Genomic DNA, 20,740 nt, shown 5'->3' on the forward strand with positions numbered 1-20,740 from the left:
TTAAGCGTAAAGCGGATTTAAAATTTCAGTTTTTAAACCAAATTTCGCGATTGCATCAGCCACCACTTTCGCATCAAATTTGCCTTGTTTTGCAAGCTCATGTAATGCAGCAACCACAACATAACGCGCATCCACTTCAAAGTGTTCACGTAAGTTTGCACGGCTGTCTGAACGACCGAAACCATCAGTACCTAATACGTGATAGCTTTGTGCTGGAATGAATGCACGAACTTGTTCTGCGAACAATTTCATGTAGTCAGTAGCCGCAACAGCTGGAGCATCGTTCATGACTTGTGCAATGTAAGGTACGCGTGGTGTCTCAGTTGGATGTAACATATTCCAACGTACGGCATCCGCACCTTCACGAGCGACTTCAGTGAATGAAGGCACACTATATACATCTGAGCTTACGCCATATTCATTTGCAAGGATTTGTGCCGCTTCACGAACGTGACGGAGGATCGCACCAGAACCTAATAATTGAACATGACCTTTGTTGCCTTTGGCTTCAACGGTTTCAAATTTATAAAGACCTTTACGAATACCTTCTTCTGCACCTTTTGGCATTGCTGGTTGTTCGTAAGTTTCATTTAATGTGGTGATGTAGTAGAACACATCTTCTTGTTTTTCACCGTACATACGGTTGATACCATCTTGTAGGATAACTGCCACTTCATAAACGTAAGCTGGGTCATAAGACACACAGTTAGGAATAACAAGAGATTGAATATGGCTGTGGCCATCTTCGTGTTGTAAACCTTCACCATTTAATGTTGTACGGCCAGAAGTGCCACCAATCATGAAACCACGTGCTAATTGGTCACCTGCTGCCCACATTAAGTCACCCACACGTTGGAAACCAAACATTGAGTAGTAGATGAAGAATGGAATCATCGGAAGGTTATTGACAGAGTATGAGTTTGCTGCCGCTAACCAAGATGATGCAGCACCTAATTCATTGATACCTTCTTGTAATACTTGACCATCTTTCGCTTCACGGTAGTAAGCCACTAAGTCACGGTCAGAAGGCACATAGTTTTGACCATGTGGATTGTAAATACCGATTTGACGGAATAAACCTTCCATACCGAAAGTACGCGCTTCGTCAGCGATAATTGGCACAATTTGTTTACCAATATTTTTATCTTTCAATAAGGTATTTAAGAAACGTACAAATGCCATTGTGGTTGAAATTGGACGAGCTTGTTCTTCCAATAATGGGGCAAATTCCTCCAATGATGGCACTTTAAATTCAGTGGTGAATTTCGGTAAACGTTTTGGTAAGTAACCATTTAACGCTTTACGTCTGCCGTGAAGATAATTGTACTCTTCCGAACCTTCTGGGAAGGTGATGTATGGATAGTTAGGAATATCTTCATCTTTAATATCTAATTGGAAATGATCACGGAAAGATTTTAAGCTTTCGAGAGACATTTTTTTAGATTGGTGCGCAGTATTTTTACTTTCTGCTTCAGGAATTTTATAACCTTTAACCATGTGCGCTAAGATCACAACAGGTTTACCTGCAGTTTGCGCTTTATGGAATGCCGCATAAAGTTTTTCAGAATCATGACCACCGCGTCTTAATGCCCAGATTTCATCATCTGTCATATCCGCTACTAATGCAGCGGTTTCTGGATAACGACCAAAGAAGTGTTCACGAACATAAGCACCATCTTTAGATTTGAAGGTTAAATAGTCGCCATCGAGCACTTCCATCATCAATTGAGTTAACTTACCTGAGGTGTCTTTGGCAAATAATTTGTCCCAGTTAGAGCCCCACATGACTTTGATCACTTCCCAACCAGCACCCGCAAATAAACCTTCTAATTCTTGAACGATTTTGCCGTTACCCGTTACAGGACCATCTAAACGTTGCAAGTTACAGCTTACGACGAAGATTAAGTTATCTAAGCCTTCACGTGCTGCGAAGGTTAAATCACCTTTTGCTTCGATTTCATCCATCTCACCGTCACCAAGGAAAGCATACACTTTTTGATCTTTGGTGTCTTTTAAGCCACGGTTATCTAAGTATTTTAAGAAACGAGCAGTACGGATTGCATTTACAGGACCTAAACCCATAGATACGGTCGAGAATTGCCAGAATTCAGGCATTAATTTCGGGTGTGGGTAAGAAGAAAGACCTTTACCTGGTTCACATTCCTGACGGAAATTATTCATTTGATCTTCAGTAATACGACCTTCAACAAATGCACGAGCATACATACCAGGTGCTGCGTGGCCTTGGAAGAAGACTAAGTCACCGCCGTTTTTATCAGTCGCCGCTTTGAAGAAGTGGTTAAAACAGACTTCATACATGCTTGCTGCAGATTGATAAGTTGAAATGTGACCACCTAATTCAAGATCTTTTTTCTGGCCACGTAATACCGCCATGATCGCATTCCAACGTACAGCACTACGAATACGACGCTCAATAGCTTTATCACCTGGGTATGCTGGCTGTTCAGAAACAGGGATGGTATTAACATAAGGGGTTGTTACGCCACCTTTTGCAATATTCACACCACCATTACGTGCCTGATCAATCACTTGATTGATGATGTAATGCGCACGCTCTGCGCCTTCTGCACGAATTAATGAATCAACAGCTGACAACCAATCTTGTGTTTCAATTGGGTCAATATCGTTTACTAAGGTATCTGACATAGTCTTTCCTTATTTTACTGAGTGAAAATGAAGTTTGGTTATGACCAAACACGAAAATCAAGCTTGTTAATCAATGTTACAAACATTTAACAAATCTTGTAAATTTTAGAAGATTTTTTGCAAGAAAGATAGTAGATTTTCACTGTTCTCATGCATTTCTTCCTGTTATTGCAATAGTCTTCATTAAAAGTGCGGTCATTTTTAAAGGATTTTCAGGTTTAAGTTAAAGCATACTTTATATATTGCATTCCCTACCCGCTTTGATCTAAAGTGCTCACATACTTTTTTAGCTTTTTAGAGGATAAAATATGAACACGACAACTCGCCCAATCTTTTCTCATAAACGAATAGCGCTCGTTGCACATGATAGCTGCAAACAAAACCTGCTCAATTGGGTAAAGAAACATAAAGAAGCTCTCGCTCCCCATCAACTTTATGCAACAGGTACAACTGGCCATTTATTGTCTAGAGAAACGGGACTTGAAATAGCCTCGCTATTAAGTGGCCCGATGGGCGGCGATCAACAACTTGGTGGACTGATTGCCGAGAAAAAAATTGATATAATGATTTTCTTTTGGGATCCGATGAATGCCGCGCCACATGATCCCGATGTAAAAGCCTTAATGCGTATTGCAACCGTTTGGAATATTCCGGTGGCGATTAATCAAAGTACAGCCGATTTTCTTTTAACATCAAGCTTATTTGATCAAGAAATCAATATTGATATCCCTGATTATGACGGATATTTAAAAGCGCGTTTAGACTAAACGATGATACCGTAGTCAAATAATCTCAACCTAATAAAAAAGGAGATAAATCACTTTATCTCCTTTCTGTTTATTTACTCGTTAATTATTTACCCTGCATTGCAGCGCTCATGATTAACATAAATAGCACACCTTGCACCTGCTCTTCTGGAATCACTTGACCATTAAGTTTTAATTCACCTTTTTCGAGTACTAAGGCAAGCGTCACATTTTTATCGTTATTCACCACAATATTTTGTGCTGCTGCTTGTTTGGCTTGCTCTTCAATTTTCTCTTTAATCAACGCTTTATCTTCTTCTGGAGCAAATTGTGTCATGATTTTTTCTACTGTCGCTTTATCTACATGAATATGCACCGCAAAATCCGTAAATTGTTTATATAAACTCCCTTTCATTAAATCAAATTTCGGATCTTTCGCTAATGCCACATTTAAATCTAATGACACTTTACCTTGATTATCTGAAATTGACACAGGGTTGAGTTTAAGTTGAGGCTGATTATTAAAAATAGCCATACCATGATTTTCAACCCATGAACTTAAAATTTCAGATACCACTTCATCATTCACATTTTTATCATCTCTAACAGACTTAAATACAGTGAAAACAGCTTCAATCAACGCATTTACTGCATTCGCTTCAATGTGGTTGAATTCAGCATTATAGGTTAATTTTCCTAAATCTTTTCCATCAATGATGACTGAGTCTAATGCATTTTCATTTTTAAAGTTTACAAAATCACTATCGAGTGAAATATCAGATGTGGCTTTTAAACCTTTTTCAATAATAGACGTTGTTTTCCCAGCATAATCCGTGCTCGTCATTTCGAAGCTTTCAGTTGAAGAAGAGCCTTTTCCTGTATAAATATAAGCCCATTTTGTTGGATTAAATGAAGCGTCCAATTTCATGCCCTTCATCTTCATTTTTACCGATTTAACTGCAGTAGCGTACTGGCTATTTTCCCCATCTGCACTACTAGGGCCTAAATCAGCAGTCACTTCGTCTAAGGTCATGTCATATTTACCTGCTCGATCTTTATCTACATCAAAACCAATGTTGATATTTGACCATGCGATCTTATTTTGTGGAGAATTTGGATCCGTCATTTCCCCTGCCGCTAATTCAACTTTACCTTTTGTTGCTAAGCTATAGCTAGTCGAAGCTTGATATTGAACAGGCTTATCTGATTTAAGAAAATCAAATAGCGGCTGAGTTGTTTCATTTTTACCAATCACACCTTGTGCAGAAAACATTGTTGGTACAAAGTTGAATTTTTCTAGCTGATTAAGCGGAAATGGACCGTGATAAAGCTTGGTTGATAGTGGAATGGTAAATACTTGTCCTTCTTTTGGTAAAGAAATAACTACTTCATCTTCCACTTGAGAAGTAAAGAAACTGCGATCAAATTGCTTATTTTTATAAACAAGATTCACTGAATCTGACAAACCTAAACTTTGGAATTTTTGGTTTGCTAACTCAATTTGACGTAAATATTCAGTTTGTGCTTTTTCGCCAGTAAACCACGCACCACCGAGGCCTACAACACCAAGGGCAACAATGATACTTAATGCTACGGTTGATTTTTTCATTTTGATTCCTTTGCTAATTAATAGTTGATTAAAATTGCTGGCAATTTATCACAAATCACAACTTTTTTCTTATTTTTAAAAAATAATTTTATACCCCCCCTTGAACTTCTCATCTCTGGACTTATTTTGTAAAACAAGAACGGAAATGACCGCACTTTAAAAGGAAGAAAAAATTTTAAATCTTGCCTCTTGAAATGCGAAAAAGTATCCACATCTTATTCATCGTAATAGTTTACAACGAATTTAAAATTTAATTAGGAGTAACAACATGGGAAAAATTATTGGTATTGACTTAGGTACAACAAACTCTTGTGTCGCTGTAATGGATGGTGATAAACCACGCGTAATTGAAAACGCAGAAGGCGATCGTACTACCCCGTCAATTATCGCTTATACAAATGATAACGAAATTTTAGTGGGTCAACCGGCAAAACGCCAAGCAGTGACCAACCCAAAAAATACATTATTCGCGATTAAACGTTTAATCGGTCGTCGCTTTGACGATGCTGAAGTAAAACGTGATATCGACATTATGCCATTTGAAATCACTAAAGCAGACAATGGTGATGCATGGGTAAATGTAAAAGGTGACAAACTTGCTCCTCCACAAATTTCTGCGGAAGTATTGAAAAAAATGAAGAAAACTGCGGAAGATTTCTTAGGTGAGCCAGTGACTGAAGCAGTAATCACTGTTCCTGCATACTTTAACGACGCTCAACGTCAAGCAACAAAAGATGCAGGTCGTATCGCAGGCTTAGAAGTTAAACGTATTATCAACGAACCTACAGCTGCAGCATTAGCTTACGGTTTAGATAAAGGTCAAGGCAACAAAACTATCGCTGTTTATGACTTAGGTGGTGGTACATTCGACTTATCTATCATCGAAATTGATGAAGTAGGTGGCGAAAAAACTTTCGAAGTATTAGCAACCAATGGTGATACTCACTTAGGTGGTGAAGACTTCGATAACCGTGTTATCAACTACTTAGTGGATGAGTTCAAAAAAGAACAAGGCGTTGACTTACGTAACGACCCACTTGCAATGCAACGTTTAAAAGAAGCAGGTGAAAAAGCGAAAATTGAACTTTCTTCTGCACAACAAACTGATGTGAACTTACCTTACATCACTGCAGATGCTACAGGTCCTAAACACTTAAACATTAAATTAACTCGTGCTAAATTAGAATCTTTAGTAGAAGATTTAGTGGCTAAATCACTTGAACCTGTAAAAGTTGCATTAAATGATGCTGGCTTAAGTGCATCACAAATTGATGATGTTATTCTAGTGGGCGGTCAAACCCGTATGCCATTAGTACAACAAAAAGTAGAAGAATTCTTCGGTAAAGCACCTCGTAAAGATGTGAACCCAGACGAAGCCGTTGCTATCGGTGCAGCAGTTCAAGGTGGTGTATTAGCGGGTGATGTAACTGATGTATTACTGTTAGACGTAACACCGTTATCTTTAGGTATCGAAACCATGGGTGGCGTGATGACTACCTTAATTGAGAAAAACACGACGATTCCAACTAAAAAATCGCAAGTATTCTCAACAGCAGAAGATAACCAAAGTGCAGTAACCATTCATGTGTTACAAGGTGAACGTAAACAAGCATCAGCGAATAAATCTTTAGGTCAATTCAACCTTGAAGGTATCAACCCAGCTCCACGCGGTATGCCACAAATTGAAGTAACCTTTGATATCGACGCTGACGGTATTATCCATGTTTCTGCGAAAGATAAAGGTACTGGTAAAGAACAACAAATCACCATCAAAGCCTCTTCAGGTTTAAGTGATGAAGAAATTCAAAAAATGGTTCGTGATGCAGAAGCAAACGCTGAAGCAGACCGTAAATTTGAAGAATTAGTACAAGCTCGCAACCAAGCAGATCACCTTGTACACAGCACACGTAAACAATTAGAAGAAGCAGGTGACAAAGTTCCAGCTGAAGATCGTGCAGCAATTGAAGGTGCATTAAGCGATTTAGAAACAGCTGCGAAAGGTGAAGATAAAGCGGCTATCGAAGCTAAACTTCAAGCGCTTGCAGAAGTTGCTCAAAAACTTGTTCAAGTGGCTCAACAGCAAGCTGATGCACAACAAGCTCAAAGCAACAGCAAACCAAATGATGATGTTGTTGATGCTGAGTTTGAAGAAGTGAAAGACAACAAATAATTTCACTTTAACCTAAATCAAAGGGCGTAGCAATACGCCCTTTTGGCATATTCATTAAATGCCATTTTTCCTGACTTTATTTAAAAAAGTGAAGTCAGGAAAAATAAACCCGGAGGATAAATGGCGTTAAAACTCTACCCAATCGTACAACAACGCTTAAATAACAACATAGCAAATGAGATAATCTCAACCCTTTGGCAAAACAATCTTGATAAACTACCACAAGGTCACTGTTGTTATGGCATCTATTTTAATTATGCTACGAATCACCTAGCAGACTATGATTTTGCGATTGCAAGTGAAGTAGTATTAGAGACAGATATTCCGGTGATTGAAATTGAAGATTTGAGTTTCTACGAAGTTTTTCGTTGCAAAGTAAATGAAATTTATCAAACATGGCAACTAATCTGGAAAAAAGAACAACAAGATTTACTTAAGCGGGCTTATTCGGTGGATTTTGAAAAATACCACTCTGATGGTTTGGTAGAAATTTATATCGCTGTTGTACCACACTGCTAAGCTCAAAAGTGCGTAAAATTTTATAAAAAAAGACCGCACTTTACCCCAAAACAAACACAACTTAAAGGAAAAAACAATGAAATTCGAAACGAAATGCCTCCATGCTGGCTATAGCCCTAAAAACGGTGAGCCACGTGTTCAACCAATCGTACAAAGCACCACTTATACTTACGATTCTGCAGAAGAAATTGGCAAGTTATTTGATTTACAAGCAGCTGGTTATTTTTATACTCGCTTAGCAAACCCAACAACAAATGCGGCTGAAGAAAAAATCACGGCACTTGAAGGTGGCGTGGCAACAATGTGTACTGCTTCTGGTCAATCTGCGGTTTTCTATGCGATGTTGAATATTTTAGAAGCAGGCGATCATTTCATTTCCTCTTCTTATGTATATGGCGGTACTTACAATTTATTTGCCCATACATTCAAAAAAATGGGCATTGAAGTGAGTTTTGTGGATCAAGACTTACCGCTTGAAGAACTCAAAAAAGCGATTCGTCCAAATACAAAAGCTGTTTTTGCTGAAACTATTGCTAACCCTGCTTTACAAGTATTAGATATTGAAAAATTTGCTGCCTTAGCGAAAGCTGCAGAGGCGCCATTATTAATTGATAACACTTTTGCCACCCCTTATTTTTGTCGCCCAATCGAATTTGGCGCAAATGTGGTCATTCACAGCACATCTAAATATTTAGATGGTCATGCGATTGCCTTAGGTGGAGCCATTACTGATGGTGGTAACTTTAATTGGAATAACGGCAAATATCCGCAATTAAGCACGCCAGACCAAACTTATCATGGTTTAGTTTATACAGAAACCTTTGGTCCTGCGGCTTATATTGTTAAAGCACGTGTGCAATTAATGCGTGATTTAGGTGCTACTCCTGCCCCACAAAATAGTTTCTTGTTGAATGTAGGCATGGAAACCCTTGCTCTTCGCATGCAACGTCATTATGAAAATGCACAGGCTGTAGCAGAGTTTTTAGAAAAACATCCGCAAGTTGCTAAAGTGAATTATCCTGGCTTACCAAGTTCGCCAGATTATGCCCTCAAACAAAAATACTTACCTAACGGTTTGTGTGGCGTTATTTCCTTTGAGATTAAAGGTGATAAAGAAACCGCGGCAAAATGGTTAAACGCATTGCAAATGACCTCTCGTGAAGTACACGTAGCCGATATTCGTACTTGTGCATTACATCCCGCAACTTCAACGCATCGCCAATTAAGTGAAGCTGAATTAGAAAAAGCGGGGATTTCTGCAGGACTTATTCGACTTTCTTGCGGTATTGAAAATATTCAAGATATTTTAGCTGACTTAGAGCAAGCATTCGCTGCAGCTAAATAAGTATTATAAGGCAGGCAGATTGCCTGCCACTTTAAATAACGAGAGATAAAAACGTTCAGCTTATCGCTTATTTTTATTTGTTTACTTATCTTAATAGTAAGCAAACAAAAACAAGTATAAATTAACGTATTTACCCTTGATATTTCTGCCTTCGGCATCATTTTTATTGTTAGGTATGTTGTTAATGCAGTACCACACAATAACAAAATAAAATTTTTTAAATTTATATTTTTAAACGGAAAACGAAAACATTATGGCAAAGAAAGATTATTACGACGTTCTTGGTGTTGAACGTGGCGCAGATGAAAAAGCAATTAAACGTGCTTACAAAAAACTCGCCATGCAATATCACCCCGATAGAACCAAAGGTGATAAAGCCAAAGAAGAAAAATTTAAAGAAATCCAAGAAGCCTATGAAATCCTAGGTGATAAAGAAAAACGCGCCGCTTACGATCAATACGGTCATGCAGCCTTTGAACAAGGTGGCATGGGAGGCGGCGGCTTTGGTGGTGGATTCAGCGGCGCTGATTTCGGTGATATTTTTGGTGATATGTTCGGCGATATCTTCGGTGGTGGCGGACGTGGTCGTCAGCGTGTAGTACGCGGTGAAGATTTACGTTATGACATCCAAATTACGTTAGAAGAAGCCGTAAAAGGTACAACCAAAGACATCCAAATCAATACGCTTGCTCACTGTGATAGCTGTGATGGCTCTGGTGCAGAAAAAGGATCAAAAGTTGAAACATGTCCAAGCTGTCATGGTTCTGGTCGTGTTCGTCGTCAACAAGGTTTCTTCGTAACTGAAGCGGTTTGTCCAACTTGTCATGGCTCAGGTAAGAAAATTGAAAAAACATGTAAAAGCTGCCATGGCGAAGGTCGTGTTCACAAGAAGAAAAACCTTTCCGTTAAAATCCCAGCGGGTGTGGATACCGGCAATCAATTACGTTTAAGTGGTGAAGGTGCGGCTGGCGAAAATGGTGCACCAGCAGGCGATTTATATGTGGTCATTCACGTTAAAGAACATCATATCTTTGAACGTGATGGAAATAACCTTTACTGTGAAGTACCAATCAGTTTCTCAATGGCAGCGTTAGGTGGAGAAATTGAGGTTCCAACCTTAGACGGTAAAGTGAAACTCAAAATTCCTGCGGAAACCCAAACAGGCAAACTCTTCCGCATGCGTGGTAAAGGGGTAACCTCTACACGTAGCGGCTACGCAGGCGATCTCATTTGCCGCGTGGTGATTGAAACACCGGTAAACTTAAATAAAGAACAAAAAGAATTATTAGAAAAACTGGAAGAAAGTTTGAAAGGGCAAAAATCTCATAGCCCAAAATCTTCAAGCTTTTTAGACGGTGTGAAGAAATTCTTTGATAATTTAGGTAAGTAAGCCTAAACAGAAAGTGCGGTCAATTTTAAAACTATTTTGAAATTGACCGCACTTTTACTTTATACGACTGAAATGGCTTTTATTTGTACATAAACATCCATGCCTTGAGCAAGGCGTAATTCATTAAATGCCCATTTACTAATGCTTGCCCAAACTTTATGACCTTCCACCAACACCGCAATATCAATGCGATTCTCTTGCGGAACGATTTGTACAATTTGCCCACGTAAGATATTACGAATACTCGTTTGTTCAGGCTTGCTGAGAGTGAGTGATACATCAGAACTGTAAATACAGATACGTACCTTTTCATTTGCTTGATGATGCACTTCGTTGATCCAAAGCTGTTGTTCGCCCAAAGAAAGAGCGGTCATTTTATAGGTTGGATTATGTAAATATACAGGCAACGCCAACACACTACTCTGCTCCGATTCACCTTTCCAAGGGGCAAATAACGGACTGTTCCATACATTTTCTAAGGTGTCATAGGCTTTGACTTTACCGTTTTCCATCAGCACAACACGATCTGACAAACGTAATAACTCGTCTAAACTGTGCGTCACATATAAAATCGGCACATTAATTTCTTTGGATAGACTTTCCAGATATTGCATAAGCTCACGTTTGCGAGGCACATCTAAAGCTGAAAGCGGTTCATCCATTAACAAAATATCAGGATCTGTTAATAAAGCTCGCCCAATCGCCACACGTTGTTTTTCGCCCCCCGATAAAGTCAGAGGATAGCGTTTGAGTAACGGTTCAATACCAAGTAGCTGAACGATATAGTCAAAGTCTTCACGGCTGACATTCTTCATGCCATAACGTAAATTGCCTTTGACGTTGTAATGCGGAAATAAACGGGCATCTTGGAATACATAGCCAATTTTGCGCTGATGCACGGGGAGATTCTCACCGTTCTCCACATCCACCAAAGTGCGGTCATTTAAACGAATAAATCCCTGATCAGGATGAGTTAAACCACTCACCAAATTAATCAATGAGGTTTTACCCGAACCTGACAAACCAAAAATAGCCGTCACACCTTGTGTTGGTAGCTGGAGATCCGCTTGCAAAGTCAGGCGACCTAATTGTTGTTGTACATTAATGTGTAGCATCGCCCTGCCCCAATTTTTTCTGCATCCGTTTACTTAAGGCTTCGGAAAGCAATAAGGAAATTAATGAAAGGATCACCGCAAACAAGCAAAGGCGTGCAGTTTGTGCTTCTGCGCCAGGTGTTTGGATAAACGAATACATTGCTAAAGGAATGGTTTGAGTTTCACCCGCAATATTGGAAACGAAAGTAATAGTCGCACCAAACTCCCCTAAAGAGCGTGCAAAACCTAATACTAAACCCGCCAATACACCTGGAAGAGAAAGAGGTAGCGTGATTGTAAAAAAGACTCGCCAAGGCGAAGCACCAAGCGTTTGTGCGGCTTGCTCTAATTTAAAGTCAATGCTTTCTAAGGAAAGACGAATCGCCCGCACAACCAATGGAAATGCCACCACAGCTGAAGCTAATACTGCCCCCTTCCAGCTAAAGCCGAAGGATAAGCCAAACCATTGATATAAATACTTGCCAATAAAGCCATTACGCCCCATGGCGACTAATAATAAATAGCCGATTACCACCGGCGGTAACACCAAAGGCAGATGGATAATTCCTGTAATCAAAGACTTACCGTAAAATTCTTTACGAGCCAGTAACCAAGCAATAAAAATTGCTAAGGGCAAACTCCAAAGCATAGAACTCAATGCGACACTCATGCTTAAGTGAATCGCATCCCATTCCATCGGGCTTAATTGAAACCAAGAGAGCAAAATATTTCCTTGTGTATATATCGATATGACGAAATTTCTTTAGAGATAACAAAAAGGACAGTTTCCTGTCCTTTCTTTATAAAGTCTGAGCTCATTATTTCACAGAGAAACCATATTCAACAAATATTTTTTTCGCTGCGATAGATTCTAAGTAATTAAGGAAATCACGGGTATCCGCATTGTCATGATCTTTTAAAATCGCAACAGGATATTCAACTGGTTTATAGCTATCTTTAGGGAATACACCTACTGCTTTCACGTCTTTACTCACTTTCGCATCGGTGCTATACACAATACCATAAGGAGCTTCAGCCCGTTCAACTAAGGCTAATGCACCACGCACGTCTTTCGCACGCGCTAATTTATCTTTAACTTGATCCCATAAATTTAATTTGGTTAATGATTCTTCTGCATATTGTCCTGCAGGAACATGCGCAGGATCACCCACAGATAAATAGCTGTCTTTTAAACCTTTGATCCATTCACCTTTAGCAATATCCACTGAATTAACAGCACTTTTAGCCGGCGCAATTAATACTAATTCATTGCCTGCTAATACTTTTTCAGTTTCTTTTACAGTGAGATTTTTGTCTGATAAATATTTCATCCATTTGTTGCTAGCTGAAATAAATAAGTCTGCTGGTGCACCTTCTTCAACTTGTTTTGCAAGGGTGGAAGAAGAAGCAAAAGAGAAAACCACGGTATTATTTGGCTTTTCAGTTTGGTATTGATCCGCAATTTGTTTTAACGCATCAGTCATTGAAGCTGCAGCAAACACAGTCACTTTTGCTGATGCAGCAAAAGATACACCCATACCCGCAATTAAAAGTGCGGTTGCAAATTTAGTTAATTTCATTATTTATCTCCTATATAAATGAAACTATATATAAAAAAATATACTACGGGTAAATTATAACTTGAATTTTTAAATAAGCATACAGAAAAACTTAAAGATCAAGTAAAATAAACAAAATTGTGTATTAGGAGGAGATGATGAAACAAACTGAAATTTTACTGACGATCAAACTTCATCAAGAATTATTTATTGATCCAAAACGTGTTCGCCTCTTAAAAGAAATTAAAGAATGTGGCTCAATCAACCAAGCAGCCAAAAACGCCAAAGTAAGCTATAAAAGTGCTTGGGATCACCTTGAGGCAATGAATAAAATCAGCCCCAAACCGCTTTTAGAACGTAATATAGGTGGGAAAAATGGGGGGGGAACTTCATTAACCACTTACGCAGAACGTTTGCTGCAGCTTTATGATTTGCTCGAACAAACACAAGAGCATGCCTTTCATATTCTGCAAGATGAGACGATCCCGCTAAACAGCCTACTTTCAGCAACGGCAAAATTCTCCTTACAAAGTAGCGCTCGCAATCAATTTTTTGGTAAGGTGGCAAGCCAACATATCGTGGACTCCCGCTGCATTGTTGCAGTAAATATTCAGGATTTAGCTCATCCATTACATGTTTCGATCACAATGCGCAGTGCTGAGCGTCTCAGACTCATCACTGAAAAAGAAGTGATGGTCATGTTTAAAGCCCCTTGGGTGAAAATTAGTACCACCCCATTAGAAGAAAAAAATAACCTCTTCCAAGCGACGATTCTTTCAATGGAAAACGAAGAAGCCATTGTGCAATTAAAGGACAGCTCAATTGAATTTTGCGCGAGCATTCATAGCCAAGATGGTTGGAAAGTGGGACAAGATGTATGGTTACATGTGGAGCCAGAACAGATTATTTTAGCCACATTGAAATAATCCCCAAAACAAAAAGTGCGGTCAAAATTAACCGCACTTTTTTATTTTCGCTTATAACGCAATCTCATCAATTGAGCGTCCAAAACTCGGCAAAAAGACTTGTAAAAAATAATCCATTTCTTGACTGTGCCATTGTTCCATTAAATTTTCTAAGCGTTTTTTCGCTGTTTTAAATTCATGGTTACCATGCTCCAATTCAAATTGAGCTTTAATATACGCACAAATCAAATCCGCTTGTTTTACTAAATGCTTTTCTTCTGGGCTAAATTGCTCGCTATCTAAATATGGTGCAAAACTCTCTTGCAATTCAGTTGGGAGCAAACTAATTAAATGCAATTCTGCAGCTGCTTCAATATCCTTATAAGCATGCGTTATTTCAGAGTTGAAATATTTAATTGGTGTGGGTAAATCACCGGTGAAAATTTCAGAGGTATCATGATACATCGCCATCACCGCAATACGTTCAGGATTGACTTTACCACCAAAAAAGCGATTTTTAATAATGGCTAAAGCTTGTGCCACAAAGGCAACTTGCAGACTATGCTCCACCAAGTTTTCCTTTTCAATATTGCGCATCAATGACCAACGCTGAATTAAGCGAAGACGATCTAAACAGGCAAAAAAGTGACTGGTTTTAACTTCCACAATATATCCTTAATTAGACGGGAACTCTTCAATAATCACAGGGAGATCAATCACTTTACCTAAGCGAGAAATGGTAACGATGACTTCAGTATTCGGTTTAGTATCACTAATAATTTGCATCATTTCACGAATAGACAGGTTATCTTGTTTATTTAAACGTAAAATCACATCCCCCACCTGGATTCCCGCTTTCGCTGCAGGGCTATTGGCAGTCACGCCTGTAATCACGATACCACCGTTTGAATTAGCGGTGATTTCACTTTGTACCCCAAAATAACCACGAATCACGCGTCCATCGCGAATAATTTTATATAACACATCATTGGCAATGCTGATTGGAATCGCAAAATTCAGACCTTCTGCAATTTCATTGGCTGTTTTACCAATACTTAACGTGCTGATCCCTACTAATTCGCCTGCTGAGTTAATCAACGCGCCACCAGAGTTACCACGGTTAATTGATGCATCTGTTTGAATAAAGTTTTGACGACCTAAAGAATCCCCTACGGCACTACGCCCTACCGCACTGATAATCCCTTGAGAAACACTTTGACCAAGGTTATACGGGTTACCAATAGCAAGAGCAATATCACCAACTCGTACTTGGCGTTCTTTATTTTGTGGAATGGTAGAAAGATTGGTTGCTTTGATTTTCAATACCGCAAGATCCGTCAAATTATCCGAACCGATTAAATTCGCTTCATAAATATTGCCGTTTTGCAGTGCCACCACAATTTGATCGGCATTTTGAATAACGTGTTTATTGGTGAGAATATAACCGTCTTTAGTCATAATCACACCAGAACCTAAGTTATTTACCTGTAATTGATCGCTATCATTAATGCTGGCAGAAGAAAAAGATCGGTTATACACGTTTACCACGGCAGGAGAAGCAATTCTCACGGCACTATTAAACGAAACGATATCATCAGCAGAGAAAAGGCTGCTGTTATTGAGCTTAGGAACGGCAAATAAAATAACGCCTGCCGCAGCAAGCCCCCAAAGAGCGGAGTGGAAAAGTTTTTTAAACATTTTTTATTCTTTTATTAATAAGTTAGGTAAATAACTGAGCTTTAAATCATCCCCAATTCTTTCACATTCTTGCAGTTGCCACAATGGGGCATCCGCAAGTTTTTCCAAATGCGGGAGTTGGCATAATCCTCGAGCGTTATCCCCCAAGAGTTTCGGAGCGACATAAATGATTAATTCATCTACAGCATGTTGTTCAATCAGGCTTCCCGCTAAATTGGCGCCAGCTTCAACCCAAACAGAATTCACTTGTCGCTTACCTAATTCTGTCATCAATAGATCAAAATCATAGTTTTCTGGCAGTAACATTTGCTCACAGAAATCAGGGAATACAGACATATCCCGTGGAATTGAACCCACAAGCCAAACTGGCGAATGGGTATGGAATAATTGATGGTTTGGTTGAACTCGATTTTTAGAATCTAAGATTATGCGAATAGGCTGACGCACAGTATCTTCAGCATATTCCGCTTTTAGATCATCGGGGAATTGATTCCAACGCACGTTCAAGCTTGGATCATCGGCTAACACGGTAGCACTTGTAGATAAAAGTGCGGTCGCTTTGGCTCGCATTTTTTGTACATCTGCACGAGCGGCTTCACCCGTGATCCACTTGCTTTCACCGCTCGCCATAGCTGTTCGGCCGTCTAAACTCATGGCTAGTTTTAGCTGCACATAAGGCTTGCCAGTTCGCATACGTTTGAGAAAACCTTTATTTAAGGCTTCTGCTTGTTCGTTCAATAAATTGACCGCACTTGGTATGCCTGCATCGGCTAACATTTTCAGGCCTTTTCCTGCCACTTGAGGATTAGGATCGGCCATGGCTGCGACAACTCGACTGACCCCCGCTTCAATTAAACCTAATGCACAAGGCGGTGTGCGTCCATAATGAGAACAAGGTTCAAGCGTCACATAAGCGGTTGCGCCTTTCGCTTTCTCACCGGCATCTGCTAATGCCACTCGTTCTGCATGAGGCTGACCGGCTTTAAAATGAAACCCTTTCCCGACAATTTCACCATTTTTTACTAACACACATCCTACGGATGGATTAGGCGTAGTGGTGTACTGCCCTTTTGCCGCAAGCTCAAGAGCCAGTTGCATAAATTTCACGTCATCAGGGGAAAAGGTGTCACTCATACTAATCCTTTAAGCTTTCAATTTCTTTGGTAAATTCATTGATATTATCAAAGCTCAAATAAACGGACGCAAAACGGATATACGCCACTTTATCTAATTCTTTCAGCTCATTCATGGCTAATTTCCCCACGAGATGACTTGGCACTTCGCGTTCACCCGTCGCACGTAATTGGATAATAATATGGCTGATAGCTTTTTCCACATCATCCGAACTTACAGGACGTTTTTCTAATGCATGTTGAATACCACTACGCAATTTATCTTCATTAAACGGCTCGCGTGACCCATCATTTTTAATAATTTTTGGCACCACTAATTCGGCCGTTTCAAAGGTGGTAAAGCGTTCATGACAATTCCCGCATTCCCGACGACGACGCACTTGATACCCATCAGAAACCAAACGGCTGTCAATTACCTTAGTTTCTTCAGTTGAACAAAACGGACAACGCATTTTAGATCCTTTTCAAAATTATTCTTAAGCTATTATCTTATCAAAAACCCAGGATCTTTTCGATCTGAAGATCCACTTTAAGACAACATTTCTCCAAACCAGGAGGTGGTTTGTTTCACCAACTGCAAAAGGCCATCCTGCGATTTAAATTGTTCTGTTTGCCCCAACACCCTCGCCCAATAAGGATCAGCTTTACCGTAACCATAAGGATCATCTTTCGCAAGGGATTCGATATTCGTCAAAACATTGTCAAAATTGACCGCACTTTCATCTTTTTCAATAAACTTCGAGATATTTCCCGTTGGAATGAGCTGAATTTGTTGCTGGCTTTGTAAATAAGCCTCGACATACATTTTCAGTTTCTCAAGTGCGGTTGATTTTTCTATTGTTTTTAATGTTAAATCCTTATCTTTAGCGATAATACGTGGTGGCAGTGCGCTCTCTTTTGTCGCCAGTTGAATGAGATAATAAAGCCATGGGCGAATACGATAACGATCCTTATATTTTGCAAATCGCCATTCGATTATCTGATTTTCATCTCCAAATAATGGCTCCATATAGCCAAATAAGCGAATATTGCCTTGTGCCGTTTCCACCATAAAATCAACACTCTCACTGTGTGGTGAAGAATAATCCTTAATTTTCTCTTTAAAAGCCAATACATCAGCGCGAATGGATTGTGCACAGACTTCCGCAAACTCGCCGCGTGGCATGATGCCTTTCACTCGCTGTTTGGCGAAATAATCGTTAAATTGCACTTCCTCTAAATGCAATAACTCATTACTAATGCGATAATGATCCAAACCATTTAACGTAAAGTTTTCACTTTCTTCAATGCGATCATCTTCATCTCGGAAATACACGCCAAGCTGCTTTTCAAAAAAGAATTTCACTGGATTTTCAATAAAACTCACAAAACGATCGAGTTCAATTTCCGTTATTGGCTCTTGATTTTCGCCCATCGGCACAACAAATTCATGACATTTTCTTTCTTGGAATTGCGCAATCGGCAGCCATTTTTTTGCAAAAGAGCGGTTAATTTTCCCTTCATGTTGGAAATTACTTGGACTAAACGCCGTCATTGGATGTTGTTCAATTCTTAAGCCATTTTCTGAATAATGAGTAATATAATCAATTAACTGGCTCACCAATACTGAAGGTTCTTTAGGTTGATTATCAATAATTGAAGAGCCTACATAACTCACATAAAAATGGGATCTTGCGGCCAGTAAGGCTTCAAGGAATAAGTAACGATCATCATCTCGACGAACACGATCGCCTTTTTGATGATGATATTGCATTAAGTCAAAACTATTTGGTGTATGACTGCGTGGGTAATCCGCCTCATTCATTCCGAGCAAACACACCACTTTAAAAGGAATGGAACGCATTGGTAAAAGTGTGCAGAAATTCACTTTACCCGCTAAGAAACGAAGGCTGTTTGGTGTTTCTTCTAAACGTGCAGACATCACTTCCGCAATGACATCCGCTTGCAAGGTTTCTTCAAAATTGACGGTCAGCAAATCATCGGCAAAGGCATTGATACAATCCTGAATATAAAATAAGGTATCTGCAGTTTCTTCATTTTGCACAAAGAAATCCGTCAAAAGTGCGGTCAATTTTTCACGCCATTTTTCAATATTGTGTGCCTTTTGCAGATCTTGATGCCATTTATTTAAGGCCGTAAAAAATTGATTCACCGCACCGACTAACTGCCCTTTCAATCCATAGCTACTATCAAGTCCAAGACTGTCTTGCCAAACGCCTTGTTCTTCACGCATCGCATAACCTAAGGTCATACGTTCAAGCCCCGCCTGCCACGCGTTAAAATTCAGTGTATTCTGCAGTTTTTCTAAACCAAAGCGAATACCCGACTCTTTCACCCATTCACGAATTTGTTCGAGATCTGCAAGGGCAATATTAAAACGCTCACGGATAGCCGGAATATCTAATAAAGCCAGTACTTCTTCCGCGCCAAACTGACTTTCTCTTAAATTTAACAGAGAAAGATAGCTCGACACGATCACATCACTTTCAGACAATTTACTGTCAGAAATCGAGAATGGAATAACAGGTGCATCCGCACTATTCGCACCAAAGACAGCCTGAATATAAGGTGTATATTGGTTAACATCGGCCACCATGATCACCACATCTTTTGGTGTAATCTGTTCTTCTTTTGGCTTATACTGATTTTGATTGAATAAATCCAACAAATAATCATGCAGCACTTCAACTTCTCGCATCGCGTTATGGCAAGATTTCACGACCAAAGAGCGGTCGTTTTTCGCTACATTTAATGCACCATGACCAAACGCCAAAATTTGATTTTGGATCTGTCCTAACAACGTTTTTTCGGGAAGTTCTGCATAGTAATCACGGGAAATGGCTTGAATATTTTCCTCATCTCGCACTAATTGATAGAGAAAATCTCGTCCCATTTTTCCCCAAGAGGCTAAAAGCGGATTTCCACTGAACAATTCTTCTTGTTGATTGGTATAATCAAGGTCAGCAGGTTCCCATGACACTTGCTCGGCTGAAATTAAAGGCTTAACATCATTACTTTCTTGCACGAAACGCTGTCTTTCTAATAAATAGGATTTACTCAGATCTCGCAAGTCGCCCCAATATTCTTGACATGGATTATTGAAGAATAAATGTACATCTGTTTTAGCTGAAATACCTTGGAAAATATTGAGATAAACCGTTGGCAATGCTGGAATACCAAAAATAAAAATACGTTCCGGCAAGTTGAGTGTCGCATTTGGATCACGACATAGCTCTAAAAATTGTTGATTGAGTGCAGCACGATGCTTTGCTTTTCCACCGAAATCACGTTGGACATCATCCACCAATGCTCGCCATAAAATCCCTTGCCAATGAATATTGCCTTTAATTTGAGAAAGAAAGGTAGGATTTAACGCCGAAAGGCCCTGCTTTTGCTGATTAATTTGAGCCAAGATTTTTTCATCGTTATTTTCTTCCCATGCGGCAATCCATTCGGGACGATAGACGAGGTATTGGTCAAATAAATCGGCAACTTTTAGGCTTAATTGATAAAGTTTTTGCTGTTCTGATGCCGGTGAGGACGCTAAATATTTTTTTAATGGTTCAAATTCTTTTTGCTGTAAAAAAGTAGGGATTAATCGCATTAATCGCCATAACGTTGAATCTTTTTCAAAAGGGTTTTGCGTGGAAACATTCGGCAAATTATCAGCGTAAAGTTTCCAAATAAAACTGGAAGGCATGGGGAATTGGAAATTCGCTGCAACGCCGCGTTTTTTAGCAATTTCCATTTGTAACCATTGTGCCATACCAGGGCTTTGCACTAACACAATGTCAGATTGAAACGGATCATGTTGAGGTAAATTTTCCAACAGCGAAACTAAAATATCCTTTTGAATTTCCGGTTGGTTTGAATAATAAGTAACGAACAAAGTAACGCCCTTTTGA

The 20,740-nt window shown here is 39.4% G+C and carries 16 protein-coding genes; 6 read left to right on the top strand and 10 right to left on the bottom strand.

Annotation, left to right across the window (positions count from 1 at the left end; all coding sequences use genetic code 11):
• A complete protein-coding gene (gene aceE, locus HMPREF3020_RS03500) occupies nt 1-2,667 on the bottom strand; it encodes a pyruvate dehydrogenase (acetyl-transferring), homodimeric type (protein ID WP_070775567.1) in 2,667 nt (888 codons plus the stop codon).
• Nucleotides 2,668-2,975: 308 nt separating this feature from the next.
• Between aceE and mgsA the strand changes: the two genes are divergently transcribed.
• Nucleotides 2,976-3,434, top strand: a complete 459-nt coding sequence (gene mgsA / locus HMPREF3020_RS03505) for a methylglyoxal synthase (protein WP_070775568.1) — start codon at nt 2,976-2,978, stop codon at nt 3,432-3,434.
• An 85-nt stretch (nt 3,435-3,519) separates the two neighbouring features.
• Here the strand turns inward: mgsA and HMPREF3020_RS03510 are convergent, their stop codons facing one another.
• The gene (locus HMPREF3020_RS03510) at nt 3,520-5,022 is read right to left on the bottom strand and encodes a YdgA family protein (protein WP_070775569.1); all 1,503 of its coding nucleotides are present in this window, start codon (nt 5,020-5,022) and stop codon (nt 3,520-3,522) included.
• Between the two features lie 268 nt (nt 5,023-5,290).
• On the opposite strand from HMPREF3020_RS03510, the gene dnaK reads away from it, so the two are divergent.
• The 4 genes from dnaK (at nt 5,291) to dnaJ (ending at nt 10,446) form a co-directional block, all read left to right on the top strand.
• Nucleotides 5,291-7,192 (top strand): molecular chaperone DnaK, encoded by a 1,902-nt coding sequence (gene dnaK, locus HMPREF3020_RS03515; protein ID WP_070775570.1) that lies wholly within the window; start codon nt 5,291-5,293, stop codon nt 7,190-7,192.
• Between the two features lie 120 nt (nt 7,193-7,312).
• A complete protein-coding gene (locus tag HMPREF3020_RS03520) occupies nt 7,313-7,711 on the top strand; it encodes a GyrI-like domain-containing protein (RefSeq protein WP_070775571.1) in 399 nt (132 codons plus the stop codon).
• A 76-nt stretch (nt 7,712-7,787) separates the two neighbouring features.
• On the top strand, nt 7,788-9,056 hold the full coding sequence (locus HMPREF3020_RS03525) for an O-acetylhomoserine aminocarboxypropyltransferase/cysteine synthase family protein (protein ID WP_070775572.1): 1,269 nt from the start codon (nt 7,788-7,790) through the stop codon (nt 9,054-9,056).
• A gap of 253 nt (nt 9,057-9,309) precedes the next feature.
• Nucleotides 9,310-10,446 (top strand): molecular chaperone DnaJ, encoded by a 1,137-nt coding sequence (gene dnaJ, locus HMPREF3020_RS03530; RefSeq protein WP_070775573.1) that lies wholly within the window; start codon nt 9,310-9,312, stop codon nt 10,444-10,446.
• Between the two features lie 59 nt (nt 10,447-10,505).
• On the opposite strand, the gene modC is transcribed toward dnaJ, so the two are convergent.
• From modC to modA, 3 genes are all read right to left on the bottom strand, one after another.
• Nucleotides 10,506-11,561 (bottom strand): molybdenum ABC transporter ATP-binding protein ModC, encoded by a 1,056-nt coding sequence (gene modC, locus HMPREF3020_RS03535; RefSeq protein WP_070775574.1) that lies wholly within the window; start codon nt 11,559-11,561, stop codon nt 10,506-10,508.
• The gene (gene modB / locus HMPREF3020_RS03540; protein WP_257281792.1) at nt 11,548-12,264 is read right to left on the bottom strand and encodes a molybdate ABC transporter permease subunit; all 717 of its coding nucleotides are present in this window, start codon (nt 12,262-12,264) and stop codon (nt 11,548-11,550) included. Before modB ends, modC begins: the two co-directional genes overlap by 14 nt.
• Nucleotides 12,265-12,358: 94 nt before the next feature.
• Nucleotides 12,359-13,120, bottom strand: coding sequence for a molybdate ABC transporter substrate-binding protein (gene modA / locus HMPREF3020_RS03545; RefSeq protein WP_070775576.1), 762 nt, complete (start codon nt 13,118-13,120; stop codon nt 12,359-12,361).
• 137 nt (nt 13,121-13,257) lie between these two features.
• Here modA and HMPREF3020_RS03550 point away from each other — a divergent pair, with 137 nt between their 5' ends.
• Nucleotides 13,258-14,025: a TOBE domain-containing protein gene (locus HMPREF3020_RS03550; RefSeq protein WP_070775577.1), complete on the top strand. Its 768-nt coding sequence runs from the start codon at nt 13,258-13,260 to the stop codon at nt 14,023-14,025.
• Between the two features lie 51 nt (nt 14,026-14,076).
• Here HMPREF3020_RS03550 and yfbR read toward each other — a convergent pair whose 3' ends face one another.
• From yfbR to recC, 5 genes are all read right to left on the bottom strand, one after another.
• The gene (gene yfbR, locus HMPREF3020_RS03555) at nt 14,077-14,673 is read right to left on the bottom strand and encodes a 5'-deoxynucleotidase (protein WP_070775578.1); all 597 of its coding nucleotides are present in this window, start codon (nt 14,671-14,673) and stop codon (nt 14,077-14,079) included.
• Between the two features lie 6 nt (nt 14,674-14,679).
• A complete protein-coding gene (gene degS, locus HMPREF3020_RS03560) occupies nt 14,680-15,702 on the bottom strand; it encodes an outer membrane-stress sensor serine endopeptidase DegS (protein ID WP_054418592.1) in 1,023 nt (340 codons plus the stop codon).
• A 3-nt stretch (nt 15,703-15,705) separates the two neighbouring features.
• Nucleotides 15,706-16,836 (bottom strand): bifunctional diaminohydroxyphosphoribosylaminopyrimidine deaminase/5-amino-6-(5-phosphoribosylamino)uracil reductase RibD, encoded by a 1,131-nt coding sequence (gene ribD, locus HMPREF3020_RS03565; RefSeq protein ID WP_070775579.1) that lies wholly within the window; start codon nt 16,834-16,836, stop codon nt 15,706-15,708.
• Nucleotide 16,837: 1 nt separating this feature from the next.
• Nucleotides 16,838-17,287, bottom strand: a complete 450-nt coding sequence (gene nrdR / locus HMPREF3020_RS03570) for a transcriptional regulator NrdR (RefSeq protein WP_005695670.1) — start codon at nt 17,285-17,287, stop codon at nt 16,838-16,840.
• 77 nt (nt 17,288-17,364) lie between these two features.
• Nucleotides 17,365-20,724, bottom strand: a complete 3,360-nt coding sequence (recC, locus tag HMPREF3020_RS03575) for an exodeoxyribonuclease V subunit gamma (protein WP_070775580.1) — start codon at nt 20,722-20,724, stop codon at nt 17,365-17,367.
• Between the last annotated feature and the right edge of the window lie 16 nt (nt 20,725-20,740).

This window comes from Haemophilus sp. HMSC068C11 (assembly GCF_001815355.1).
Taxonomy (GTDB): Bacteria; Pseudomonadota; Gammaproteobacteria; order Enterobacterales; family Pasteurellaceae; genus Haemophilus_D.